Annotated in this window: 20 protein-coding genes; 12 read left to right on the top strand and 8 right to left on the bottom strand. The window is 74.9% G+C overall.

What is annotated here, in order from left to right:
• Positions 1-96: 96 nt before the first annotated feature.
• The 5 genes from ABZ493_RS08435 (at position 97) to ABZ493_RS08415 (ending at position 8,999) form a co-directional block, all read left to right on the top strand.
• Positions 97-2,331 (top strand): DUF2264 domain-containing protein, encoded by a 2,235-nt coding sequence (locus ABZ493_RS08435; RefSeq protein ID WP_430581712.1) that lies wholly within the window; start codon positions 97-99, stop codon positions 2,329-2,331.
• Complete coding sequence (locus tag ABZ493_RS08430; RefSeq protein WP_430581711.1) at positions 2,328-3,350, top strand: hydroxyacid dehydrogenase; 1,023 nt, start codon at positions 2,328-2,330, stop codon at positions 3,348-3,350. The genes ABZ493_RS08435 and ABZ493_RS08430 overlap by 4 nt, the downstream gene beginning before the upstream one ends.
• A gap of 123 nt (positions 3,351-3,473) precedes the next feature.
• Entirely contained in the window at positions 3,474-6,203 is a 2,730-nt protein-coding gene (locus tag ABZ493_RS08425; RefSeq protein WP_430581710.1) for a Tat pathway signal sequence domain protein, read from the top strand.
• Positions 6,200-7,300 carry a GDSL-type esterase/lipase family protein gene (locus tag ABZ493_RS08420; protein WP_430581709.1) on the top strand — a complete coding sequence of 367 codons (1,101 nt, stop codon included), beginning with the start codon at positions 6,200-6,202 and terminating at the stop codon, positions 7,298-7,300. The genes ABZ493_RS08425 and ABZ493_RS08420 overlap by 4 nt, the downstream gene beginning before the upstream one ends.
• Positions 7,301-7,502: 202 nt before the next feature.
• Positions 7,503-8,999, top strand: a complete 1,497-nt coding sequence (locus ABZ493_RS08415) for a family 43 glycosylhydrolase (RefSeq protein ID WP_430581708.1) — start codon at positions 7,503-7,505, stop codon at positions 8,997-8,999.
• Positions 9,000-9,003: 4 nt separating this feature from the next.
• Here ABZ493_RS08415 and ABZ493_RS08410 read toward each other — a convergent pair whose 3' ends face one another.
• Positions 9,004-10,110 carry a DNA polymerase IV gene (locus ABZ493_RS08410; RefSeq protein WP_430581707.1) on the bottom strand — a complete coding sequence of 369 codons (1,107 nt, stop codon included), beginning with the start codon at positions 10,108-10,110 and terminating at the stop codon, positions 9,004-9,006.
• A gap of 211 nt (positions 10,111-10,321) precedes the next feature.
• Here ABZ493_RS08410 and ABZ493_RS08405 point away from each other — a divergent pair, with 211 nt between their 5' ends.
• The 3 genes from ABZ493_RS08405 to ABZ493_RS08395 all read left to right on the top strand — a co-directional run bounded on the left by ABZ493_RS08405 (position 10,322) and on the right by ABZ493_RS08395 (position 12,498).
• Entirely contained in the window at positions 10,322-10,891 is a 570-nt protein-coding gene (locus tag ABZ493_RS08405; protein WP_430581706.1) for a DoxX family membrane protein, read from the top strand.
• A 192-nt stretch (positions 10,892-11,083) separates the two neighbouring features.
• Positions 11,084-11,677 (top strand): NAD(P)H-dependent oxidoreductase, encoded by a 594-nt coding sequence (locus ABZ493_RS08400; RefSeq protein WP_430581705.1) that lies wholly within the window; start codon positions 11,084-11,086, stop codon positions 11,675-11,677.
• Between the two features lie 98 nt (positions 11,678-11,775).
• Positions 11,776-12,498 carry a GNAT family N-acetyltransferase gene (locus ABZ493_RS08395; protein WP_430581704.1) on the top strand — a complete coding sequence of 241 codons (723 nt, stop codon included), beginning with the start codon at positions 11,776-11,778 and terminating at the stop codon, positions 12,496-12,498.
• Between the two features lie 26 nt (positions 12,499-12,524).
• On the opposite strand, the gene ABZ493_RS08390 is transcribed toward ABZ493_RS08395, so the two are convergent.
• The 4 genes from ABZ493_RS08390 to ABZ493_RS08375 all read right to left on the bottom strand — a co-directional run bounded on the left by ABZ493_RS08390 (position 12,525) and on the right by ABZ493_RS08375 (position 15,402).
• Complete coding sequence (locus ABZ493_RS08390) at positions 12,525-13,043, bottom strand: gamma carbonic anhydrase family protein (protein WP_430581703.1); 519 nt, start codon at positions 13,041-13,043, stop codon at positions 12,525-12,527.
• Positions 13,044-13,084: 41 nt separating this feature from the next.
• Positions 13,085-13,546, bottom strand: a complete 462-nt coding sequence (locus ABZ493_RS08385) for a DUF4395 domain-containing protein (protein ID WP_430581702.1) — start codon at positions 13,544-13,546, stop codon at positions 13,085-13,087.
• Between the two features lie 62 nt (positions 13,547-13,608).
• Positions 13,609-14,055: a thioredoxin family protein gene (locus tag ABZ493_RS08380; RefSeq protein ID WP_430581701.1), complete on the bottom strand. Its 447-nt coding sequence runs from the start codon at positions 14,053-14,055 to the stop codon at positions 13,609-13,611.
• A gap of 120 nt (positions 14,056-14,175) precedes the next feature.
• Positions 14,176-15,402, bottom strand: coding sequence for an LLM class flavin-dependent oxidoreductase (locus ABZ493_RS08375; RefSeq protein WP_430581700.1), 1,227 nt, complete (start codon positions 15,400-15,402; stop codon positions 14,176-14,178).
• Between the two features lie 528 nt (positions 15,403-15,930).
• Between ABZ493_RS08375 and ABZ493_RS08370 the strand changes: the two genes are divergently transcribed.
• A complete protein-coding gene (locus tag ABZ493_RS08370) occupies positions 15,931-16,659 on the top strand; it encodes a GTP pyrophosphokinase family protein (protein WP_430581725.1) in 729 nt (242 codons plus the stop codon).
• A 1-nt stretch (position 16,660) separates the two neighbouring features.
• Positions 16,661-17,089, top strand: a complete 429-nt coding sequence (locus ABZ493_RS08365; RefSeq protein WP_430581699.1) for an MmcQ/YjbR family DNA-binding protein — start codon at positions 16,661-16,663, stop codon at positions 17,087-17,089.
• A gap of 15 nt (positions 17,090-17,104) precedes the next feature.
• Here the strand turns inward: ABZ493_RS08365 and ABZ493_RS08360 are convergent, their stop codons facing one another.
• From ABZ493_RS08360 to ABZ493_RS08350, 3 genes are all read right to left on the bottom strand, one after another.
• Positions 17,105-18,124: a LacI family DNA-binding transcriptional regulator gene (locus ABZ493_RS08360; RefSeq protein ID WP_430581698.1), complete on the bottom strand. Its 1,020-nt coding sequence runs from the start codon at positions 18,122-18,124 to the stop codon at positions 17,105-17,107.
• Between the two features lie 136 nt (positions 18,125-18,260).
• Positions 18,261-19,922, bottom strand: coding sequence for a S41 family peptidase (locus tag ABZ493_RS08355; RefSeq protein ID WP_430581697.1), 1,662 nt, complete (start codon positions 19,920-19,922; stop codon positions 18,261-18,263).
• A complete protein-coding gene (locus ABZ493_RS08350; RefSeq protein ID WP_430581696.1) occupies positions 19,919-21,454 on the bottom strand; it encodes an amidohydrolase family protein in 1,536 nt (511 codons plus the stop codon). The genes ABZ493_RS08355 and ABZ493_RS08350 overlap by 4 nt, the downstream gene beginning before the upstream one ends.
• Before the next feature lie 167 nt (positions 21,455-21,621).
• Here ABZ493_RS08350 and ABZ493_RS08345 point away from each other — a divergent pair, with 167 nt between their 5' ends.
• Complete coding sequence (locus tag ABZ493_RS08345) at positions 21,622-22,410, top strand: hypothetical protein (protein WP_430581695.1); 789 nt, start codon at positions 21,622-21,624, stop codon at positions 22,408-22,410.
• Positions 22,411-22,592: 182 nt separating this feature from the next.
• Complete coding sequence (locus tag ABZ493_RS08340) at positions 22,593-23,492, top strand: ETEC_3214 domain-containing protein (RefSeq protein ID WP_430581694.1); 900 nt, start codon at positions 22,593-22,595, stop codon at positions 23,490-23,492.
• The last annotated feature ends 256 nt before the right edge of the window (positions 23,493-23,748 follow it).

The raw sequence follows: 23,748 nt of genomic DNA, 5'->3' as shown, positions 1-23,748 counted from the left end.
TGACCGGCAGGGCAGCACCGTAGCGGACGATGTCCGAGGATGAACGAAAATGATCGGACCTTCCCCGGCCGGCCCCGGGCGGGCGAGGATGCCCGGGTGACCTCCGCCGCGCCGCCGCCATCCCGCACCGCCCCGAGCACGACCCGCGCGACACCGGGAGGCACGCCGGGCGCCCCGTCCGCCGACCCGCGGCTCGCGCCCGCCCGGCGATGGACGCGCGACCGATGGCTCGCGACCGCCGACGACCTGCTCGACGCCGTGCGCCCGTACGCCTCGCCCGGCGGCGCGCTGATCACGCTGCCCGGCCCCGTCAGCGGCTCGGGCACCTGGAGCGACGGGCTCGAGGGGTACGCGCGCACCTTCCTGCTCGCGGCGTTCCGCCTGCGCGGCGAGGACGGTCGTGACCCGCGCGGCCTGCTCGAGCGGTACGCGGACGGGCTGCGGCACGGCACCGACCCCGCGGGCGGCGAGCGCTGGCCCCGCGTCGACGAGCGGCGGCAGGCCGTGGTCGAGGCGGCGTCCGTGGCGATCGGGCTCTCCGAGACGCGCCCCTGGCTGTGGGACCGCCTCGACGACGGCACCCGCCAGCGCACGGTCGACTGGCTGGCCGGCGTCGTCGGCACCCGCGGGTACACGAACAACTGGCTGTGGTTCCAGAACGTCATCGAGGCGTTCCTGGCGAGCGTCGGCGGCCCGTGGGAGCAGGCCGACCTGGACCACAACGCCGAGACCGCCGAGGCCCTGTACGTGGGCGACGGCTGGTACTCCGACGGCCGGGGCCGGGGCGGGCGGCGACAGAACTTCGACCACTACGCGGGGTGGGCGTGGCACGTCTACCCGCTGCTGCACGCGCGCATCCAGGGGTGCCCGCTCGACCCGGTGCACGCCGACCGCCTGCGCGCCTACCTCGACCAGGCCCGCCACCTGGTCGGTTCGCGCGGGGCACCGATGCTGCAGGGGCGCTCGGTGACGTACCGGCACGCCGTGCTGGCCCCGTTCTGGGCGGGGGCGATCGCGGACGCGACGCCGCTGGCCCCCGGTGCCACCCGCGCGCTGACCGCCGCGGTGGCCGAGCACTTCGACGCCGCGGGCGCCGTCGACGACCGCGGGCTGCTGCCGGTGGGCTGGCACCGGCGGTACGACCGCGTGCGCCAGCTCTACACCGGCGGGTCGTCGCCGTACTGGGCGAGCAAGGGCTTCCTCGGCCTGCTGCTCGGCGCCGACCACCCCGTCTGGACCGCGACGCCGGAGCTGCCCGAGGCCTGGCACGAGCCCCACGCCGTCGCGCTCCGCGCGCCCGGGTGGCTGGTCGCCGCGACGCCCGCCGACGGCGTCGTGCGCCTGCTCAACCACGGCTCCGACCGCGCCGTCGAGCACGCGCTCGCCCCGCGCGCGGACGACCCGTTCTACCGCCGCCTCGGCTACTCCGGCGCGACGTCGCCGCAGCTGGGAGCCGCCGACGTCGCCGCCCCGCTCGACTCGCACACCGCGCTCCTCGACGACCGTGGCCTGCCGTCCCACCGCGACGCGGTCGAGCGCGTGCACCTGGACGACGCCGTCGCCGTCTCCCGCTCCCGCGTCTGCTGGCTCGACGTCCCCGGCGCCCGCGGGCCGGACGACGGTGACGTCGCCGCCGGCGAGGCCGCACCGGGCCGCGGCGCGCCGCGAGACGACGCCGGGTGGGCGGGCCTGCGGCGCGGACCGGTGCTCACGACCGCCTCGGTGGTGCGCGGCGCGGACGAGGTGCGCCTCGCGTGGTGGACGCCCGCCGCGACCGTGGCGCCCGGCCGGGCACCGCTGCCGGGCACGACGGCGGAGGACCTCGACAAGGACGCGGCCTGGCCGGCCGACCCCGGCCCGTGGCGGCTGCACGTGGGCGGGTGGCCGCTGGCCGCTGCGCGCGACGGGGCGCTGCACGTCGAGCGGAGCGCCGACGCTGCCGGCACCTTCGCCCGCGTGGTCCGCGACGACGGGGCCTCCTCGCAGGTGCGCGCCCTGCCGGTGACCGTCGAGGACGACGCCTCGCGCGCCGCCGCCTCCCGTGCCGCGCTGGACTCCGTCGGGGCGGCCCGCCGCACCGGGTCGGACCCGTTCGGCGCGGCGTCCGCCGTCCCCTGGCTGCGCACGTCGGCACACGTCGCCGCGGGCGAGGTGGTCGCGGCGCTCGTCGTCCTGACGGGCGAGGACGACCCCGGGCACCGGACCGCGCCCGCGGTGCGGGTGCGCCGCGGACCGGACGGCGGCCCGCCCGCCGCCGTGGAGGTGCGGTGGCCGGACGGCCGCGTCGACACGGTGCCCACGGGCGCCACGACCGCCGGGGCCGCGTCATGACCCGGCTCCGCGCGGCGTTCGCGATGCGCCACGCCGACCTGGTGTCCGAGCTGTTCGACGACGCCGCGCTGGCCCGGCTGCGGACGGTCGCCGACGTGGCCGAGCACGTGCTCACCCCGGACGCCGTCGCCCCCGTCCAGGGGCAGGAACCCGCCCACGGGATCCTCGAAGGCGTGGACGTGCTCCTCACCGGCTGGGGCGCGCCCCGGTTCGACGGAGCGCTGCTGCGGCGCGCGCCGCGGCTGCGCGCCGTCGTGCACGCGGCCGGGTCGGTGAAGCCGATCGTCTCCCCCGAGCTGTGGGCGCGCGACGTGCGGGTGTCCAGCGCCGCCGCCGCGAACGCGCGGCCCGTGGCCGAGTACACGCTCGCGACCGTTCTCCTGGCGGGCAAGCGGGTGCTCGAGGCGGCCGACGCCTTCGCGGCCCACCGCCGCTTCGACGGCTGGTCGCTGCCCGACCCGCTGGGCAACCACGGCCTGACGGTCGGCGTCGTCGGGGCGTCCCGGATCGGCCGGCAGGTGATGCGACTGCTGGCGCCGTTCGACGTCGAGATCCTGCTGCACGACCCGTGGGTCGACGCCGACGGGGCACGCGCCCTGGGGGCCACGGCGGTCACGCTCGACGACCTCGCGCGGGCGAGCGACGTCGTGACCGTGCACGCCCCCGACCTGCCGGAGACCTACCGGATGATCGGCGCACGCCAGCTCGCCCTCATGCCCGACGCGGCGACCCTCGTGAACACGGCCCGGGGCCGGCTCGTCGACACCCCGGCCCTCACCCGCGAGGTGCTGTCGGGCCGGCTGCGTGCCGTGCTCGATGTCACCGACCCCGAGCCGCTCCCCGCCGACCACGCCCTGTGGGACGCCCCCGGGGCGCTGCTGACGCCGCACGTCGCCGGCTCGCTCGGCAACGAGCTGCGCCGCCTCGGCGACCTCGCCGTGGGCGAGGTGGAGCGTCTCGCGGCCGGGGCTCCGCTGGGACACGAGGTGCTCCCGGAGCAGCTCGGCACCACCGCCTGACACGGGCTCGGCAGCACCCGCGTCCGGTTTTGCTCGTTTGACGATCGGTTGCTCGCTCTCCTCGCACGATGGGCACGTCCGCCGACGGACAACGCACCCACCGTCACGAAGGAGTGACCCACCGTGGTCGACGTCAGCCGCCGTACCGTCCTCACCTCCGCCCTCGCCGCCGGCGCGGTCGCGGCGCTCAGCGCGCGCAGCGCGAGCGCCGCACCGGCCGCGGCCGGAGTCCCCTTCGTCCTCACCGGGCACGACCCGGTCGACGTCCGCTGGCTGGAGGGTGGCACCCCTGCCGCCCTCGCCGGCGGCGCCACCTGGGGCGTGCCCTGGCCGCGCGGGGCACTGGCCGGGGACCAGCAGTTCGGCCTCGCCACCGCGTCCGGCGAGGCCGTGCCCGTGCAGACCTGGCCCACCGCGTGGTGGCCGGACGGCTCCGTGAAGTGGACCGCCCACGCCGTCAGCGAGGACGCCCCGCGGGCCGAGACGTACCGGCTCGCGCCGGGCGCCCCCGCGAAGGGCGCGCACGCGATCACCGTGCAGGAGAACCCCGGTCGCGTCGTCGTGGACACCGGCGTCGTGCAGGTCGAGTTCGGCCGCCAGGGCGACAAGGTCGTCCGCGCGATCCGCCGCGACGGGGCCGTGATCGCCAAGGACGGACGCCTCGTCGTCCAGCGGCAGGACTCCCCCGACACCGACCGCGGCGCGAAGGTCGGCTTCGAGGAGTTCGCGGGCACGATCGAGAAGGTCACCGTCGAGCAGTCCGGCCCCGTGCGCGCCGTGGTCAAGGTCGAGGGCAAGCACCGCAAGGGCAAGCGCTCCTGGCTGCCGTTCGTGCTCCGCTTCGCCCTGTTCGCCGGCTCGGACGGCATCCGGCTGGTGCACACGTTCTTCTTCGACGGCGACGAGGACACCGACTTCGTCACCGGGCTCGGCGTGCGGTTCACCGTGCCGATGCGCGGCGAGCTCTACGACCGGCACGTGCGCTTCGCCGGCCCGGACGGCGGCGTGCTCGCCGAGGCCGTGCGCGGCGTCACGGGGATGCGCCGGGACCCGGGCGAGGCCGTCCGCACCGCGCAGATCGAGGGCCGCGCCCTGCCGGACCCCACCACCTGGGACCAGCGGGTCACCACCCGCCTGAAGTGGATCCCCGCCTGGGGCGACCACAGCCTCGCCCAGCTCAACGCCCACGGCTTCGAGATCCGCAAGCGCACCGGCTCCGGGCACTCGTGGATCCGGTCGGACGCCGGCACGCGCGCGCCCGGCCTCGGCTACATCGGGACGCCGTCGGGCGGGCTCGCCTTCGGGATGCGCGACTTCTGGCAGCTGCACCCCACGGAGCTGGAGATCACGGGAGCGGCCACCGAGGAGGCCGAGGCGACGGTGTGGATGTGGTCGCCGCGCGCCGAGGCGATGGACCTGCGCTTCTACCACGACGGCATGGGCCAGGACACCTACCCCGAGCAGCTCGACGCGCTCGAGATCACCTACGAGGACTACGAGCCCGGGTTCGGCACCCCCTACGGCGTCGGGCGCACCACCGAGCTGATGTTCTGGGCCCTGGCCGCCACGCCCACCGCCGCACGGTTCGCCGAGCTCGCCGACGCGACCGCCACCCCGCCCCTGCCCGCCAGCACGCCCGCCCACAACCACTCCGCCGGCGTGTTCGGGTCCTGGTCGCCGGTCGACCGGTCCACGGCGGCGCGGTCGACCATCGAGGACCGCCTCGACGCGATCCACCGCTACCACCTGGAGCAGGTGGACCAGCGCTCCTGGTACGGGTTCTGGGACTACGGCGACGTCATGCACTCCTACGACGGGGACCGGCACCAGTGGAGGTACGACGTCGGCGGCTACGCCTGGGACAACTCGGAGCTGTCCACGGACCTGTGGCTCTGGTACCACTACCTGCGCACCGGCGACGCCGCCGCGTTCCGGTTCGCCGAGGCGATGAGCCGGCACACGGGCGAGGTGGACCAGTACCACCTCGGCGAGTGGAAGGGCCTGGGCACGCGGCACGGCGTGCAGCACTGGGGCGACAGCGCCAAGCAGGTGCGCATCAGCAACGCGAACTACCGCCGCTTCGCCTACTTCCTCACCGGCGACGAGCGCTCCGGCGACCTGCTGCGCGAGCTGGTCGACTCCGACCGCACCTACCTGGTCCTCAACGCGGGCCGCAAGGTGGACGGCTCCACGGGCGAGTACGACCCGGACCCGTCGGCGCTCCCGCTGAGCAAGACCACCGACTGGGGCGCCATCGCCGGGGCGTGGCTCACCGAGTGGGAACGCGGCGGCGACCCGCAGGCGAAGGAGCGCCTCCTGGCGAGCGCGCGGTCGATCGCGGCGCTGCCCAACGCGTGGGTCCAGGCCGGCTCCACCTACGACCTGGAGACCGCGACGTTCAGCTCGGGGCCCGAGAAGGCGGTGGAGGTGGGCAGCCTCAGCTCCGTGTTCGGTCTCGTCGAGGTGATGACGGAGCTGCTCGACCTCGTCGACGAGCCGGAGGTCGAGGCCCGCTGGGTGGAGTTCTGCCGGCTGTACAACTCCTCGCGCGAGGAGCAGGCGGCCGTCACGGGGCAGCACTGGGGCAGTCTCAACCTCAAGCAGTCGTACTCGCGCGCCACCGCGTACGCCGCCGTCCGCCTGGACGACGACGCGCTCGCCGCGCGCGCCTGGAAGGAGCTGGCCACGGGCCACGCGGGCTACCCGGACGACATGGACTGGGGCACGCGCCGGGTGGAGCCGCCCGCGGTGCTGCGGCCGGTCGACGAGGCCGACTTCTCGTCCAACGCGTCCGCGCAGTACGGGCTCGCGGCGATCCAGTGCCTGGCCCTCGTCGGGGAGAAGCTGTCGTGAGCGCCGGACGCCGCCCCGTCGCCCGGCTCGCGGCGGCCGCGCTCTGCGCGGCCACCGCCGCCACCGTGCTTGCCGGCCCGCCCGCGCAGGCCGCCGTCGGGTGGCCCGGTCTCGCCGGTCCGCGCCCCGACGCGGCGCTGCTCGAGCGGTGCACCGGCACCGACCCCGTCGTGTGCACCTACCCCGACCTGCCGCCCGGCCACTACGACGTCACCGTGATGCTGGGCGACCGGCACGGCACGGCCAGCACGCAGGTGCAGGCAGAGGCCCGGCGCCTCATGGTGGACACCGTCGACACCGCCGACGGCGAGCTCGCGAGGCGCACGTTCACCGTCAACGTGCGCGACCCCGAGAGCCAGCAGAACCAGCCCGCCGGCGAGGGCACCCCCGGCCTCACCCTCACGTTCACCGGCGACGCCCCGCGCGTCGCCGGGATCGGGATCCGGGGCGCCGACGAGCGCACCCCGCGCCTCGCCCTGCTCGGCGACTCGACCGTCACCGACCAGGGCGGGGCCCCGTACACCGGCTGGGGCCAGCGGCTGCCCGCCCACTTCGGCCTGGGGGTCAGCGTCGTCAACCACTCCGGCTCCGGGGAGAGCACGGTCTCGGTGCTGGCCAAGCCGGAGATGTTCGACGCCCTGCTGCCCCAGCTGCGCCCCGGCGACGTCGCGCTCGTGCAGCTCGCGCACAACGACAAGGCCACGACCGCCGAGCAGTACCGCGCCAACCTCACCGAGATCGTGGAGCGGGTCCGGGCGACCGGTGCGACGCCCGTGCTCGTCACCCCGATCGTCCGGCTCCGGTTCGACGGCGACCAGCTCAACCCCACCGGTCTCATCGAGACCGCCGCCGGCAGCCTCCCGCAGCACGTCCGCGACGTCGCGGTCGACCTCGACGCCGACCTCATCGACCTCACCGCGCTGAGCGAGGAGCTGGTCGAAGGGCTCGGTCCCGTCGACGCCCAGCCGATCTACCTGATCCGCGAGAACGGCGACCGCACCCACACCTCGTGGTACGGCGCCGGCGTGTACGCCGACCTCGTGGCGGGCGAGCTGCGACGGCTCGGCCTCGTGCCCGAGCGGTACTGGGGTCCCTGACCTGCGCCGACGCCGAGGCGGATGGTCGACCCGGGTGGTCGGCGCGGGCGGTCCCCGCGCCGACCACCCTTGACATGCCCGGGCCCCGTCCCTACGTTCTACAACGATGTAGTCCAATAGCCCGGGGCGACGACGCCGCCGGGAGCGCACGGCACCGACCACGGCCCTGCCCGCAGGACCACCGGCACCGAAGGAGAGCTCGATGACGAGACCGACGTCCGGACCACCGTTCCGCAGAACCGCGCACGCCCGGCCCGCGGGCCTGACCCTCGGCGTCCTCGCCGCCCTCCTGCTCGCCCTCTGCCTGGCCGCGACGCCCGCTCCCCTCGCCCGTGCGGCGGTCGCCCTGGACCAGTGGTACGTCGTCACCAGCGCGCACTCCGGTCTCGTCCTGCAGATCGAGGGCGAGAGCGTCGAGTCGCACGCCGACCTCGTCCAGGCGAACCGCACGGGTGCCGAGAGCCAGCAGTTCCGCTTCCTCGAGTCCGCGGACGGCTCCTACCGGATCCAGTCGCGCCTGTCCGGCCAGGTGCTGGACGTGCTCGACTTCTCCCAGGCCGACGGCGCCCCCGTCATCCAGTGGCCCGACCACGACTACGCCAACCAGCGCTGGGTGCCGATCGAGCGCTCCGACGGCACCACGAGCTTCCGCAACGTCCACTCGGGGAAGATGCTCGACCTGCTCGACGGCTCCCCCGCGCCGGGCGCGCCGGTCGGCCAGTTCGGCGACAACGGGCTGGACGCCCAGCGCTGGGAGCTCGACCCCGTCGCCGACACCGGCCTCGCCAACCCCCTGCGCTCGAACGGCGCCGACCCGTGGATCCAGTACTCCGACGGCGCCTACTACATGTCGACGACGACGTGGGACTCCACCGTCACGATGCGCCGGGCGACCACGCTCGCGGGCCTCGCCACGGCGCCGGACACGGTGGTGTGGGACGACGCCGGCGCCGCCTCCCGGTGCTGCAGCCACTGGGCGCCCGAGTTCCACGAGATCGACGGGACCTGGTACCTCCTGTACACCTCAGGGAGCTCGCAGACGAACTTCGACGGCCAGAAGCTGCACGTGCTGCGGTCCACCGGGTCGACCCCGATGGGCCCGTACGAGTTCGTGGGCACCCCGCTGCCCGGCCAGTGGAACATCGACGGCACCTACCTCGAGGTCGGCGACGAGCTCTACCTCCTGTGGTCCGAATGGGTCGGCGAGGACCAGTCCGTCCGGATCGCACGGATGACGAACCCGTGGACGGTCACCGGTCCGCAGGCCACGATCTCCCGTCCGGAGCACTCCTGGGAGATCCGCGGCGGCCGGACCAACGAGGCCCCCGCGGTGCTGGAGCGCGGCGGCCGCACCTTCGTGACCTTCTCGGCTTCCTCGTGCAACACGCCGGACTACACGCTCGGCCTGCTGGAGCTCACCGGCTCCGACCCGCTCGACCCGTCCGCGTGGACGAAGACCCCCGACCCCGTCCTGGAGCGCGGGAACGGCGTCTTCGGCCCCGGGCACAACGGGTTCTTCACGTCGCCGGACGGCACGGAGGACTGGATCGTCTACCACGGCAACACGTCCGCGACGCAGGGCTGCGGCGACACCCGGCAGACCCGCGTGCAGCGGGTCACCTGGGACGACGACGGCACGCCGAGCTTCGGCGAGCCCGTGCCCAGCGGCGAGGTGCTCGCCCCGCCGTCGGGCGAGTAGCGGATCAGAGCCGCCCGCGCACCGGCGTGCTCCCGCCGCCCACAGCGTCGTCCGGCCCATCGTCGGCCCCGTCGTCGGGCATCACCATCTCGGCGCGCACGCCGAGCAGCCGCACCTCGCGGCCGGGCTCCAGCCCGGCCGCGAGGTCGAGCACCGCGGCGGTCACCTCCTCGAGGGAGCGCGTCGGGGCGGGCAGCCTGCGCGAGAGCGTGCGGGTGAAGAACGGCGCGTAGCGCACCTTCAGCCCCACCCGGGACACCGCGCGGCCCTCGGCCTCGGTGTCCGCGTGCGCCTGCGCGGCCAGCTCCCGCAGCGCCGCCACGACCTGCTCGGGCGTCGTGAGGTTGCGCTGGTACGTGGTCTCCCGGCTGTGCCCGCGGGCCACCCACGGCGTGTCGTCGACGACGGCGGAGCCCTCCCCGCGGCCCAGCTCGCCGTACCAGGCACCCATGCGCGGCCCGAACTCGCCGACGAGGACGGCGTCGTCCGCGGCGGCGAGCTGCGCGACGGTGTCGATGCCGCGGGCCGCCAGCCGCCTCGACACCTTGGCGCCCACGCCCCACAGGTCGCGCGTGGGCCGGTCGCCCATCACGTCGAACCAGGTCCGCGCGGTCAGCCGGAACACCCCCGCGGGCTTGCCGAACCCGGTCGCGATCTTCGCGCGGACCCGGGTGTCGCCGATGCCGACGGAGGAGTGCAGCCCCGTGGCGTCGAGCACGGCCCGCTGCACGCCCCGCGCGAACGACTCCGGGTCCTCGCCGTCGTGGCCCAGGAACGCCTCGTCCCAGCCGAGGACCTCCACCACCGTGCCGAGGCCCCACAGCGTCTCCATCACCCGCGCGCTCGCCGCGTCGTACGCCTCGTGGTCCACCGGCAGGACGACGGCGTCCGGGACCTTGCGGACCGCGACCCGCAACGGCATCCCCGAGCGGACGCCGAACGCCCGCGCCTCGTACGACGCCGTCGAGACCACGGTGCGCTCGGCCGGGTCGCCCCGACCGCCGACGATCACCGGCAGGCCCGCGAGCTCCGGGCGCCGCAGGATCTCGACCGCGGCCAGGAACTGGTCGAGGTCGACGTGCAGCACCCAGCGGAAGCGGCGCGCGCCCATGCCCCGAGTCTGCGGCACGGTGCCGGGTTCAGCGCGACGCCCTCCGCGACGTCTCGGCGGTGCCCGACGGCGGCACGCCGAGGCCGTCCAGGTCCGGGCCGGGTGACGACCGGGCGAAAACGTCACGGTCCCGCATCCGCGGGCGCCGCCGGGCCTCTCTCCCAGGGCGACCACCCCTGGGTCGCACCATCCCCTGGAAGAGAGCACCACCATGTCCGTGTCCACCTCGACCCACCCCACCACGACGTCCGCCGGTGGCGATGCCGGCACCCGCGCCGCGGGCGCCGCCACCGGCCGCCTCCCGAACGGGCTCGCCGAGCAGGTCGCGCTGCGGCTCGACATCGCCGTCACCGCCCTGGCCCGGTTCCTCACCCGCTGGTCCGTGCCGGCGCTCCGCGTGGCGCTCGGCGTCGTGTTCCTCGGCTTCGGCGTCCTGAAGTTCTTCCCCGGCGCCAGCCCCGCCGAGGAGATCGCCGGCCGCACCGTCGAGACGCTCACCCTCGGGCTCGTGCCGAGCACGACGGCCGTGGTCCTGGTCGCCGTCATGGAGACGTTCATCGGCCTGACGCTCGTCACGGGTCGGCTCCTGCGGATCGGGCTGCTCGTGCTCGCCGTCGCGCTGGTCGGCATCCTGTCCCCGGTCGCGCTCTTCGGCGACGAGCTGTTCGGGCACGGCATGACGCTGCTCGGCCAGTACGTCCTCAAGGACGTCGTCCTGGTCGCGGGGGCCTCGGTCGTCGCCGCCGTCGCGCTCGGCGCACGGCTGCGACTCGAGGCCTGACGTCCGCACGCACCGCACCACCACGCCACCCTGTCGCACCACCCCGGAGCCTCCGGCCGCCCCGCGGCCGGAGGCTCCGTCATGTCCGGATCGTGAGAAGTCTCCGGGCGGGCCTGGCACTCAACGGATCCGCTGCTATACCTCCGCCGTGCGGCAAGCGTGATCGACGACTCCGACTGCGAGGGACGACCCATGACCGAGAACACCCACCCCGCCACCCCCTCCGTGGTGGTGGTCTCCGGCAACCCGCGCGAGGGCTCGCGCACCCTGGCGGCGGCGCAGGCCGCCGGCCGGCGTGTCGCCGAGCTGCTCGGGGCCGCCGACATCACGACGATCGAGCTCGGCACGTTCGCGGGCGAGATCCTCACCGCGACCCACCCGGCCGCCGACGCGGCCAAGGAGCGCCTGGCGCGCGCCACGGTCGCCGTCGTCGCGACCCCCGTCTACAAGGCCTCCTACACGGGCCTGCTCAAGGCGTTCCTCGACCTCTACGGCCCCGACGGCCTGGCGGGCGTCGTCGTCGTCCCGGTCGTCGTGTCCGGCAACCCGGCGCACGCGCTCGCGGGCGAGGCGCACCTGCGCCCCGTCCTCGTGGAGCTGGGGGCCGTCGTGCCCACGCGGACCCTGAGCCTCACCGAGGCCCAGCTGCCGCAGCTCGGCGAGGCGCTCGACCCGTGGTTCGCCCGCTGGGCGACGCCGCTGCGGCGCGCGGCCGGCGTTCTCGTCCCGTCGAGCCTCCCCGCGTCGGACACCGCGACGGCCGAGCTCACGGGGGCCGCCCGCTGACCGCGGCACCGCCGCCCGCTCCCGGCGCGGGCTCGGGAATCCGGCCGGTGCCGGGCGCGTTGCGGTGAGGGCTGTCGCCGCACACCGGAGGTCATCACGTGAGCACCGCCCCGACCCGACCCGCGCGCGAGGTCGCGCAGGACGCCGTCCTCGACAACCCGCGCTGGTCGTCCCTCACGGGCGCGCACGCGCACCTTGCCGAGGGCAACGAGCTGGTGCTGCGCTACCCCGTCGACGTCTCCCCGTTCGCGGCCGTCCGGTCGTGGGACGACCCGGAGGTCTGGGACGCGATCGTCGACGTCGCGGGCCACGGCGCGGAGTTCCCCGGCCCGCCGGCCGACGTCGTGCTCCCGGCGGGCTGGGAGCGGGTGGCGCTCCTCGACGGCGTGCAGCTCGTCGAGACCGACCGGCTGCGCACCCGGCCGGACGACGAGGCCGTGGTGCTCGGGGCCGACGACGTGCCCGACATGCTGGCGCTCGTCGAGCGCTCGCGCCCGGGCCCGTTCCTGCCGCGCACCTACCTCATGGGCCGCTACGCCGGCATCCGGCGGGACGGGCGCCTCGTCGCGATGGCCGGCGAGCGGCTGCAGCCGGAGGGCTGGACCGAGATCAGCGCCGTGACGACCGACCCCGACCATCGCGGCCAGGGCCTCGCCACGCGCCTCGTGCTCGACGTCGCGCACCACGTCCGCGAACGCGGCGCCCGGGCCATGCTGCACGCGGCGGCGAACAACACGACCGCGATCCGGCTGTACGAGAACCTCGGGTTCCGGCTGCGCGCCCGCACCACGTTCGGCGCGGTGCGCACGCCCTCGGCCTGACGGCGGCGCCCGGCGGGCGCCGCCGCTCAGCCGACCGCGCGACGGTGGCGCTCGGCGAGCTCCTGGTACTCGATCGCGTTGCGGCGCACGCGCTCGGCGCCCTCCGCGTCGAGCGCGCCGCGGTCCTTGGCCGGGACGCCGACCGCGAGGTGCCCGGCGGGGATCTCCTGGCCCTCGCGCACGAGCGCGCCCGCCGCCACGAAGGCGCCCTCGCCGACGACGGCGTTGTTGAGCAGCGTGGCGCCCATGCCGATCAGGCTGCCGTCGCCCACCGTGGCGCCGTGGATGATCGCGCCGTGACCGACGCCCACGCCGGCGCCGATGGTGGCGGGCACGCCGGTGTCGGTGTGCACCACGCAGTTGTCCTGGATGTTGGAGCCCTCGCCGAGCACGATCGCGTCCATGTCGCCGCGCAGCACCGCGCCGTAGAAGACACTGGCCCGCGCGCCGATGCGCACGTTCCCCACGATCGTCGCCGTGGGCGCGACCCATGCCGTCGGGTCGATGTCGGGAGTGTGACCGTCGAAGGGGAGCACCGTCGCCATGCCCCGGACCCTACCCGCTGAGCGCGGCCCGCCCGGGCACGTCAGCGGGCGGACGGCCGCAGGCGGGCGCCGAGCAGGTAGAGCTCGCACCCGAGGCACAGGCCGACGACGGCGTTCAGGCCCGCGGCCACGAACGCGATCCCCGCGGCCCAGGGCACGGCGGCCAGCACGCCGGCGAGCCCGAGGACGACCCCGACGCCGGTCACGACCAGCCCGACGAGCTGGGCGAAGCGCGGCGGGCGCGGGTCCTCGAGCTCGACGGGCGGGGCGAGCCGGGGGCGGACGAACGCCTTGAAGAGCCAGCCCTGCACGGTGCCCTGCGCGCCACGCACGGCGCCCAGCAGGAATCCGGCCGCCACGACGGCGAGCAGGACGAGGCCGGCGGTGGTCGCCCCGAGGAGCACGACGACGGCCAGCAGCAGCGCGGTGATGCCCGCGCCCACCCGCGGGCCGCGCGGGTCGATGCCGGCCGAGGTCTGCGTGGTGGTGGTCTCGCGGGTCATCGTCGTCTCCTGCGGGCGGGTCGGGCGGGTCAGGCGGGTCGGGCAGTCGGTTCGACGGGCGGTCAGGCAGCGCCGGCGGGGGCCGGGAGGGCGGCTGCCAGGGCCTGGCGCGCCTGCGCGGGCGACATGGCGCCGCTGCTGCGAGCCGCCTGCGCACCGGTCGCGTCGAGCACCAGCACGGTGGGGGTGGTGAGGACCCCGAGCTCGCGCACGAGGTCGAGGTGGTCGTCGACGTCGAGCTCGTGGTGCTCGACGCCGGCCTCGCGCGCGGCGAGGCCCGTCAGCACGCGGGCGGTGGCGCGGCACGGGGCGCACACCTCGGCGGACAGCTGGACGAACGTCGCCCGCTCCCCCAGCCGCACCCCGCGGGCCGCCCAGTCCACGGCGGGGTCCTGCCGTGCGGACGTGGTGCGGACGCGACCCTGGCGGACCTTCCACACCACGCCGAGGACGACGGTCGCCGCGACGAGCACGCACAGCATCACGAGCTGGGTCGGCTGGATGGTCATGGTTCCTCCTTCGCCCCTCGTCGCCCGCGGCCATTCTCCCCGCCGCCCACCATCCGGTCGACGGGGTGACCGGATCCTGGACGTCGGGGCGTCCGCGCGCGCACGCCCCCACCTGCCCCGTCAGGCGTCCACCAGCCGGGAGGCGCCGCGCCGCGCGCCGGCGCGACCGATCGGGGTGGTCGGGGCATCGGAGGCGGTGGCGGCCTCGGCGGAGGGCAGGGCGGAGGGCAGCCCGAGGGTCGCGCGAAGCGTGCGGGGTGCCGGGGACGCCACCTCCCGCTCGCCGTCGCGCACGAGCCGCGGGAGCACGCCGTCGACGAGCGCGTCCAGGTCCGGGCCGAGCGACGAGGGCCGCAGCAGGAACCCGTCGGAGGCGCCGGTGTCGCGCCACCCGACGATCGTCTCCGCGAGGTCGTCCGGGGTGCCCGCCACGACGAGCAGCCCGCCGGAGACCTCCGGGCCCTCGAGCGCCTCGACCAGCTCGAGCCGCGCGTGCGCGCCGTCCCGGTCCTCGGCCAGCACGACGTACGCCTCCGTGAGCACCCGCAGCGTGTCGGGATCCCGGCCCGCCGCCTCGGCGGCGTCGCGCAGGCGGGACCGCAGGCGGACGGCGCGTGCGGGCGCGGTGGCGGCGACGCGCACGACGTCCGCCGTCCCGGCGGCCAGGTCGATCGCCGCCTCGCTCCGCACGGAGACGACGACGGGCGGGCGGACCTGCCGGGGGCCGGCGCCCCGGCGCTCGGCGGCGCCGCCCTCGGCCGGACGGTGCCGGCGCACGGCGAACCGGACACCGTCGTGGTCCACGCGGAAGCGCCCCTCGTCGTCGACGGCGACGGCCGTGTCACCCGTGGCCCCGCCGTCCCAGTGCCGCACGACCTGCGCCGCGACGCCGCGAGCCTGCCCCGCCCACGCGTCGTCCTGCACGACGGCGCCGGCGGGGAGCCCGACCTGCCACCCGGCCCGGCCGGAGCTCGCCTGGTCGACGCGGGCGACGGCCTGGGCGACGTGCGCCGGGTCCACGTGCGCGGTGTCGACGGCGGCGACCAGCCCGGCCCGCGTGGTGTGCGGTGCCACCCGTGCGGCGGCGACGGCGGCGTCGAGCCGCCCGGTGACCTGCCGCCGGCCCGGGTGCAGCAGGAATCCCTCGTCGAGGGTGACGAGGTCGAGCCCGCCGTCGTCGGCGGTGCGCACGAGCTGGACGAAGCGCTCGGCGTCGAACGACCGCGGCTGCACGATGCCGCGCGCCCGGTGCACGCCGGGTCGGGCGCCGGCAGCCGTGAGGTCGACCCCGACGACGAGGGGGGACGGGGTGCTGGTGGTGGGCGTCAGGGGCAGGGAGTACGGCACGTCGGCTCCGATCGGGGCGCGGCGGACGGGCGCACTCGGGCGCGGGTCGTGGACCCGCGGGTGCGCGCCGCCGCCAGGAGGGCAGGGGAGGAAGGCCCGCCGGGGCGGCGGACACTCAGGCCGCGATCAGCGGCATCGACACCACGCCGGGGCTGGCGCCGGGGCGGACATCGGCAGTGCGGGCGGCACGTGCCGGGTCCGGGACGACTGGGAGCGCACGATGGTCGCGTCTCGGTGCATGCTCGTCCTCTCCTGCTCCTCGCCGGGCGGGGTCGCGTGCTGCCGTGCGTCCGACCCGGTGCGCAGGAACGTAGGTTCCCGGACGAGGGGTGTCAACGGTTCCTCCCGACCGTCTCGAATACCGAACTCTCCCGACAGGGTTTATCGGATTCTCGAGGGTCAGGAATCCCGTCTACCGTGGTGCCCGTGAGCCAGGACGCAGGGCAGGACGCACCGCACGAGCACCGTGTCAACGTCCCCCAGGACGCAACACCGCAGACCCCGCACCACTCCCCCGAGGCCGCGGAGATCCGGGCGCTCGTCGACCGCCTGCGGCGGCTCGTGCTGACGTACAAGTTCGGGATCGACGAGGTCATGACCAAGATCTCGATCCTGCGCGACGAGTTCCGGCACATGCAGAACTACAACCCGGTCGAGCACGTCAGCTCGCGCCTCAAGTCGCTCGAGTCGATCGTCGCCAAGTGCCGGCGCAAGGGCATCCCGCTGACGCCCGAGGGCGTGCACGAGCACATGTTCGACGTCGCCGGCGTGCGGGTGACCTGCAGCTTCGTCTCCGACATCTACAAGGTGCGGGACATGCTCATGAACCAGGCCGACCTCACCGTCCTGGAGGAACGCGACTACATCGCCCACCCCAAGGCGAACGGCTACAAGTCCCTGCACCTCATCGTGCAGGTGCCGGTCTACCTGTCCGACCGGGTCGAGCACGTCATCGTGGAGATCCAGCTGCGCACCATCGCCATGGACTTCTGGGCGAGCCTGGAGCACAAGATCTACTACAAGTACGCGCGCGACGTGCCGCGGCACCTGACGGACTCCCTCAAGCTCGCCGCCGACGTCGCGTCCTCCCTCGACAGCTCCATGGAGCGCATCCACGACGAGGTGAAGGCCATCGCCGGCGCCGAGGAGCCGGTCGAGCAGCGCGACGCCCTGCTCACCCCCGAGGAGATGTTGCGCAACTTCTGGAGCGCGGCCGAGGTCGAGGGCGACGCGCTGCGCGCGTCGCGCCAGGACTGACGTGCGGCCCGACGAGCACCAGGAGCTCGCCACCCGTGTCGCGCTCGCCCTGCCGGGCGTCACCCGCACGTGGCCGTTCGGCCCCGAGCACGACGTGCTCAAGGTCCAGGGCAAGGTCTTCTGCATGACCACGGACGTCACCGGCACCCCGCTGGTCACCCTGAAGTGCGCGCCCGAGGACGGCGAGGCGCTCCGCCAGGAGCTCGACACCGTGACCGCCGGCTACCACATGAACAAGCGCCACTGGATCTCGCTGGCCGTGGGGCCGGGGGTCACGCCGGACCTCGTGGAGGAGCTGGTCCTCGAGGCGTACGCGCTGGTCGTCGCGGCGCTCCCCCGGCGCCTGCGGCCGGTCGACCTCGACGACACGGAGCGACTCCGCACCGGCCTGCGCGACGTGCTCGCCGGCAGGCTCCCGGCGGACTCCTGAGCCCGCCGGCCGGCGTCAGACCGGTCCGCCGGTGCTCGCGCGCACCACGAGCCGCGGCTCGCAGGTGACGAGCCGGTGCCGGTGGGCGTCCGGGCCGGTCTCCAGCTCCTCCAGCAGGAGCTTGACCGCCTCCTGGCCGACGGCCTCCCCCGGCTGCCGGACGGTCGACAACGGTACGGCGGAGTCCCACGCGGCGCGGTTGTCGTCGTAGCCGATGATCGCGACGTCGTCCGGCACCCGTAGCGAGGACGACAGCAGCAGCGACTGCAGCACGCCCACGGCGAGCAGGTCCGCCGCGGCGACCACGCCGTCGGGGCGCTCGCGGGGGTCGCGCAGCACGAGGTCGTCGCCCACGCGGCGCCCGTCCTCGACCTGGACGTTCCCCGTCTGCTCCACCTCGAGCACGACGCCCGGGTGCTCGGCGACCGCGCGCTCGACACCCAGCAGGCGGTCGCGGACCGGCACGAGCTCGGTCGTGCCGGCGAACAGGAGCCGCCGGCGCCCCTGCTCGACGAGGTGCGTCGCGGCCAGGTAGCCGCCCAGCTCGTTGTCCGGCACCACGGAGCAGACGTCCGAGTGGTCGCCCGGCGCGTCGACGACGACGAGGGGGACTCCCGGGGCCGAGCGGTGCAGGTCCTGCGTCGACCCGTGGTTCGCCGCGACGAGGATGCCCGCCACCCGATCCTCGACGAACAGGTCGACGTACGTGCGCTGCTTCTCCTCGGACATGTCGGAGTTCGCGAGCAGCAGGTTCAGGCCAGCCCGGCCGGCCTCCTCCTCGGCGCCCCGCGCGATGTCGAGGAAGTAGGAGTTCGCGAGGTCGATGATCACGAAGCCGAGCGTCGAGCTCCGGCCGGCCGCCAGCGACCGCGCGACGCCGTTGCGGACGAACCCGAGCTCCCGGATCGCGGCCTCGACCCGGGCCCGGGTCGCCGGGGTGACACGCACCGTGCCGTTGAGGACGTTCGACACCGTGCCCATCGACACACCGGCGGCGCGCGCGACGTCCGAGATGCTGGGGGACGAACGTCTCACCGGGGTCGTCGCTCCTCGGGCCTGCGGATGGGGACGGGACGAGATTACCCGCGTCGCCCCGAGGCCCCGCGCACCACCAGTGGCGAGCGGCCAGGGTCGCCGGCACGTCGCGCGTCGGGGACTCGCGGCGCGCCGGTTACGCGGAGGCGAGGAGCGCGGTGCAGTGCTCGAGGAGGTCGTGGTTGGCGTCCACGACGTCGCGCTCGGTCATGTCGTACCGCTCCTCGCCGGCCACGCCGACGTCCTCGATCGCGAGGCCGGCGGAGGTGCCGGAGCGGACCATGCGGCGCACCGCGAGGGCGAAACCGATCCCGGGCGGCAGCGGCGGGAGCGTGCGGTGGCCCGCGTGGTACGCGTACCGGACGTCGTCGCCGGTCCAGACGTTCGCGCCGCCCCCGCCGGTCGCGGCGCCCACGGCGACCACCCGCCCGATGCCGTGGTCCACGATCCCGGCCGCGAAGAGGTCGCCGCAGGAGTAGGTGTTGGCGTCGACGACGGCGACGACGGGCCCCTGGTAGGCGCGGGCCGCGCCGTTGCACAGGTCGGGGTCGGCGAGCGGCAGGTGCTGGGAGAACTCCTCGCCGAGGTCGAGGGCCGCGCGCAGGGAGCCCGCCCAGTCGGCGAGGTCGGCGCCGTTGCCGTCGGCCTCGGCGAGGTCGGCCATCGCCGGTGTCGCGCGGCACGCGAACCGCACCGGCTCGACGCGCCGGTCCGTGAAGAGCTGGAACAGGCGCTCGGCAGCGTCGACGACGCCGCCGGGGTTGGAGCGCAGGTCGACGATGAGCCCGTCCTGCGGCAGGCGGCGCAGGAGCCGGGCGACCTCGTCGGCGAACCTGCCCGGGTGGCGCACGTCGAACGTCCAGATCCGCAGGTAGCCGAACGTGCCGTGCGACGTCGTCACCGGCCGGGCCGCGAGAGCGTCGGCGACGCTGGTGCGCAGCCAGCCCGAGCCCTTCGCCCGGGGCTGGACGCCCCGCCGGTCGCCCTCCCACAGATCGGTGGCGAACAACAGCTTGCGGGCCCGGCGGGCGGTCTCGCCCACGACGTCGATCCCGCGGCGCGTCCGGGTCGCGACCCGGTCGTCGGCGGTCGCGGCGGCCCCCGGACGGATCGCCCGCCACTCGAACCGGGCGGTGCGGTCGGGGTCGCCCGCCGGGTCGTCGGGGAGCCGGAAGCCGACGTCGACCCACAGCTCGTCCGGCGGCGGCAGGTAGGCGAGCGGCCGCTGGGTGAGCGTCTCCAGGGCGCGCGCCCGGCGGGCGTCGGGCCGTCCCCCGGTGACGGTGTCCGCGAACAGGTCGACCGCGCGGGTGAAGGGCACGGCGTTCCAGGTGGTGAGCCGGGCCCCGGCCGCGAACGCCGGGTCGGGCACGTCGCCGCTGGTCTTGGTGACCAGGTACGTGGGCGACGTGTACGGGCCGAAGGACTCGACGAGGAACGGCAGCGCAGCGACGTACGGCTCGGCCCCCGGCGCGCCCACGAACAGCTGAGTGTGCTGGTCGCGCAACCGGTTGACCACCCGGGTGAGCGCCCGGAGGAACCCGGCGCTGTCGAGCAGGGGGATCTCCCGGCGCAGGGCCGCGAGCGCCCGCAGCGGGTCGTAGCCGTAGAGCGCGCGCTTCTGCCCGTAGTGCACGTAGACGTCGGTGAGCAGCGTGGTCCAGAGGTCGACGAGGTCGTGCTGCTGCGTCGCGGTGAGCGCCACCGGCTCGGGTCCGGGCTCGGCCCTTGCGGGCACGACGTCGTCCAGGCGGCTGCCGGCGCGGGCACGGAGGGCCGCCGGGCTCGGGGAGGTCACTGCCCGAACCGCCCGCGCAGCGGGGCGAGCACACCCTGCGGGATGGGTGCGGCGTCGAGCAGGTCGAAGAACGCCGCGTCGTGCTCGAGGGCGGGCACCGGCGGGATCCGCACCGTGTCCGGGTCCTTGGGCGGCCCGGCGCGGCCGGTGCGCCGGGTGTCGGGCATGTCGAGGAAGAGCTCCAGCTCCGCGTCCGCCGCGAAGCGGGGCCCGGCGGAGGCGCGCGCCTGGGCGGTCGCGATGGCCCGCTGGGGGTCCTGCTGCACCTCCTGCAGCGTGTCCAGGACCGCCCGCCACGACCAGGCCCGCTGCGGGTCCGCGGGGTCCGGCAGCGCGACCCGGCGCCGTCGGCCCCCGACCGTGGCGGCGAAGCTGGGCGGCGCCGCGGCCGCCGTCATGAGGCTCGTGTCCCCGTAGCGCGGGACGCCGCCGACGACGACGAGGGCGACGTCCCGTTCCCGGGCGGCGACGACGCGCGTCCAGGCGTCGCCCCGCCCGCGCCCCCGCACGACGGTGACGTCCGCGAGCGCCCCCGGCACGAGGCGGCCGACGGGGCGGTGCCAGCACCGCTCGAGCAGGGTGCCGGGGTTGCTCGTGACCATCTCGACGAGCTGCGCGTCGGTGAGGTCGTAGCCGAGGTGGTCGGCGGCGATGCGGGCCACCTTCAGCTCGCCGAGGAGGTTCTTCGTGCCCGACGGGCCCCAGTCGCTGCCCAGGCACACGGTGATCCCGCGGTCGCGTGCGTCGTCGACGAGCGTCGTCTCGGCGTAGAGCAGGAGGTTGGACAGCGGCGACCAGACGACGCCGCCCGCCTCGGCGGCGTCCCACCGGGCCCACCCGTCGGCGTCCACCGCGCAGGCGTGCACGGCCAGCAGCGTGGGGAGCAGCCCGTCGGCGCGGTCGAGATCCGTGTAGTCGGACAGGACGCGGGAGCCGCGGCGCCCCTCCGCGCAGTGGTAGATGAACCCGGAGCCGGCGGCCATGCGTCGGACGGCGGTGGTGAGCGCCTCGCCCGTCTTGGTGACCACCGAGGTGTAGATGAGGTCGTCCCGGCCGGTGCCGACGTCCTCGGCGTCGACGTTGCGCATCACGGTGCGATACCCGCGGTTCGCGGTGGGCCAGCCCTGCGCCGCGGTCGCTCCCCCGGCCATCGCCCGCACCTGCACGTAGGCCAGGAGCGCCTCGGGGCAGGCCTTCGCGTACACCCAGGCGGGCTCCGTGATCGACTCCGTGTAGGTGTCGGCGTCCGGCCAGTGCTTGTTGTGCAGCCACGGCTCGGTGCGGCCGGGCTCGGTCCACAGCGGCAGCGCGTTGTAGGCCAGGTGGTTGTGCATGTCGACGAACCCCGGCAGCACGTACGCGTCGCCGACGTCGACCTCCGGGGCCCGGGAGAAGCCCGCGACGCGCCGGCGCCCGGTCGTGACGTCGACGACCGTGTCGCCGTCGATCCAGACCCGACCGGGCGACGACGGGGGCGCCGTCGCCCCCTGCGCCATCGTCGCCACGTTCCCGGTGATGACCAGCTGCGCCATGGCCGTCCCCCTGAGGTCGACCCCGGCGGGGCGGGCGCCCGCACCGGGACTGCTCCCTCATTGTCGGCACGGGCGACAGCGTCCCACCGGCTGCGCGCACCGACTTCACCCGGTCCCGCGCGTGCGTGCGGACGCGGCGCGGCGCTCCCTGTCGGTGAGGAGGCGCCATGATCACCGACCCGTTCGACACCGGGCCCACCGGCCGGTTCCGGACGCTCTGCCGTCGCTACCCCGACGACTCGGTGTTCCGCGGCGCCGACGGCTTCCGCTCGCTGTGGGGGCCCGTGTTCTACCGGGGCCGCGCGAACGGCACCGCCCGGCTGCTCGTCGTCGGGCAGGACCCGGCCCAGACCGAGGCGTTCACCCGGCGCATCCTGTCCGGGCAGGCGGGACGGCGGGTGCAGGGCTTCGTCGAGAAGCTCGGGTTCACGTCGAGCTACCTCATGGTCAACGCGTTCCTCTACGGCATCTACAACCAGAAGATGGCGTTGCCCCACCTGAACGACCCGGAGGTCGTCGCCTACCGCCACCGGTGGTTCGCGGCCGCGCTCGCGCCGGGCCGCATCGAGGCGGTGGTGACGTTCGGCACCCCGGCCTTCGAGGCCTGGCGCACGTTCGTGACCTCGCCCGACGGCGCCGGCGTCTCGGTGTTCCACCAGCGGGCGCTGCACCCGACGGCGGACAAGCCGGGCGGGCCGATCAGCCGCCAGGACCTGCTCGACAACTGGAACGTCGCGCTGGGACGGCTGCACGCGAGGGTCCAGCAGCCCGACGCGCCGCGCCCCCTCGTCCCCTACGGCGCCGACTTCACGCCCGACGAGCTGCCCGCCATCCCGAGCCGCGACCTCCCCGCCGGCATCCCCGCCTGGATGCGGGACACCGACTTCTGGGCGACCCTCGGTGACCCGCCGGGCGCCGAGCGCGCCAACATCACCATCGAGGTGCCGGCGCCGTGAGGGACGCCGAGCGGATCCTTCGCCCCATCTGGCCGGAGACGAAACCGGGCCCCCCGATACAACGGATGCGGGTGAAGAGACCCGCTCCACGCGCCGACTCGCTGGGACGACCGGGCGAGAACTTGCGGCCCGTGACCTGTTGGTCTATCGGTCGCGTCACAGAGCACGGCAGCATTCCCTGGATGGTCACCATGGCAGACTCGACTGACGAGAAGTCCGAGGATGCGATTCCTCCCCGCCGCGGGCTGGGCCGCCTCATCGACCGAGCGAAGGCGCATCCGGCGATCACGCTCGCATCAACGGTTGCCGTGACCCTTATCACCTTTCAGGGGGCCGGCGAAGCCGTCGAGTGGATCGCGGGAAAGATCGACGACATCCGCAACCCCTATTCCGAGTTACTTGCCGACCTCGCCTCGTTGAGCCTTGACCAGACCCCGCGCTACTTCGAGAGCAACTTCGGCGTCGCAGAGTTCGAGTCTGAAGTCTGCATAGCGGAACCCGGGGCCGGGGTTCCCGTCCTCGCGTCGTGCACTGGCTCCCCGCCGCCGGGCGAGCCGCTCACACTCTTTATCCATCGGACCGACGAGGTCGAGGTCCGTGCATTGTTCGACGGCGAGGCGTTGGGGATGTACGCCGTGACCACCGTCTCGGCGGACTTCCGTCCACAGATCATCGTTCTCGACGACGAGCGCGGTGAACTCGGCCCGTCGACCTACAGGGCCGCGACTGACTGGGCCCCGGGGCCCGATCCGATCGGCCCCACCGACGTCGACGTGTTTCTAGGACCGCAGTCCTCCGCCTACGCCGAGGTGTTCAGTCTCGGCGCCCCCGGCGCGTACCGGGGGTTCCTCCTCGCGTCCGCGCCTGCCGGGCTGGGCTCGCTCGACTTCAACCTTGAGGCCGCGCACAAGATGGACGTCGATGGCAAGGACGATGACGATCCTCGGCTGTTGACCTCATTCCGGGCAAACTCCCAACCGAACACCTATGGCGAGTTCCGGGACGACGGCTCGCCGATCAGCGAGGTCTTGGCGAACGCGGGGAACGTGCGCATGCTTCTTTACGAGGGCACCGAGCTCTGACATCCGGCCAGATCCTGTCAACGGCATGGTGGGGCTCCGCCCGGCTGGTTGACCGGGCGAGGGTTTCCTATGTCCGTGGCGGACCTGAGGCACTTCAGCTTCACCAGGTGCCTGTTCCAGCTCAGTCTCGCGGGATGCACTCCCATCAGTGCGGTACATCGCAGAAGGCCCTATCGGCAGCGAAGGAACGAACCCAGCCCCCGGCGGACCGCAATCAGCCGGGGTCAAGGTCATGTCGGCACAGGTGCGGTAGTCC

The organism is Isoptericola sp. NPDC019482, from assembly GCF_040632295.1.
In the GTDB taxonomy this organism is placed as follows: Bacteria; Actinomycetota; Actinomycetes; order Actinomycetales; family Cellulomonadaceae; genus Isoptericola.
The sequence above is the reverse complement of the archived record's forward strand: the minus strand, read 5'-3'. Positions and strand labels throughout refer to the sequence as shown.

Bases quoted from the DNA above. Each gene is read 5' to 3' on its own strand.
- ABZ493_RS08415 (WP_430581708.1), top strand. From the start codon at position 7,503: ATGACGAGACCGACGTCCGGACCACCGTTCCGCAGAACCGCGCACGCC.
- ABZ493_RS08340 (WP_430581694.1), top strand. From the start codon at position 22,593: ATGGTCACCATGGCAGACTCGACTGACGAGAAGTCCGAGGATGCGATT.
- ABZ493_RS08350 (WP_430581696.1), bottom strand. From the start codon at position 21,454: ATGGCGCAGCTGGTCATCACCGGGAACGTGGCGACGATGGCGCAGGGG.
- ABZ493_RS08400 (WP_430581705.1), top strand. From the start codon at position 11,084: ATGACCGAGAACACCCACCCCGCCACCCCCTCCGTGGTGGTGGTCTCC.
- ABZ493_RS08430 (WP_430581711.1), top strand. From the start codon at position 2,328: ATGACCCGGCTCCGCGCGGCGTTCGCGATGCGCCACGCCGACCTGGTG.
- ABZ493_RS08385 (WP_430581702.1), bottom strand. From the start codon at position 13,546: ATGACCCGCGAGACCACCACCACGCAGACCTCGGCCGGCATCGACCCG.
- ABZ493_RS08405 (WP_430581706.1), top strand. From the start codon at position 10,322: ATGTCCGTGTCCACCTCGACCCACCCCACCACGACGTCCGCCGGTGGC.
- ABZ493_RS08380 (WP_430581701.1), bottom strand. From the start codon at position 14,055: ATGACCATCCAGCCGACCCAGCTCGTGATGCTGTGCGTGCTCGTCGCG.
- ABZ493_RS08410 (WP_430581707.1), bottom strand. From the start codon at position 10,110: ATGGGCGCGCGCCGCTTCCGCTGGGTGCTGCACGTCGACCTCGACCAG.
- ABZ493_RS08390 (WP_430581703.1), bottom strand. From the start codon at position 13,043: ATGGCGACGGTGCTCCCCTTCGACGGTCACACTCCCGACATCGACCCG.
- ABZ493_RS08345 (WP_430581695.1), top strand. From the start codon at position 21,622: ATGATCACCGACCCGTTCGACACCGGGCCCACCGGCCGGTTCCGGACG.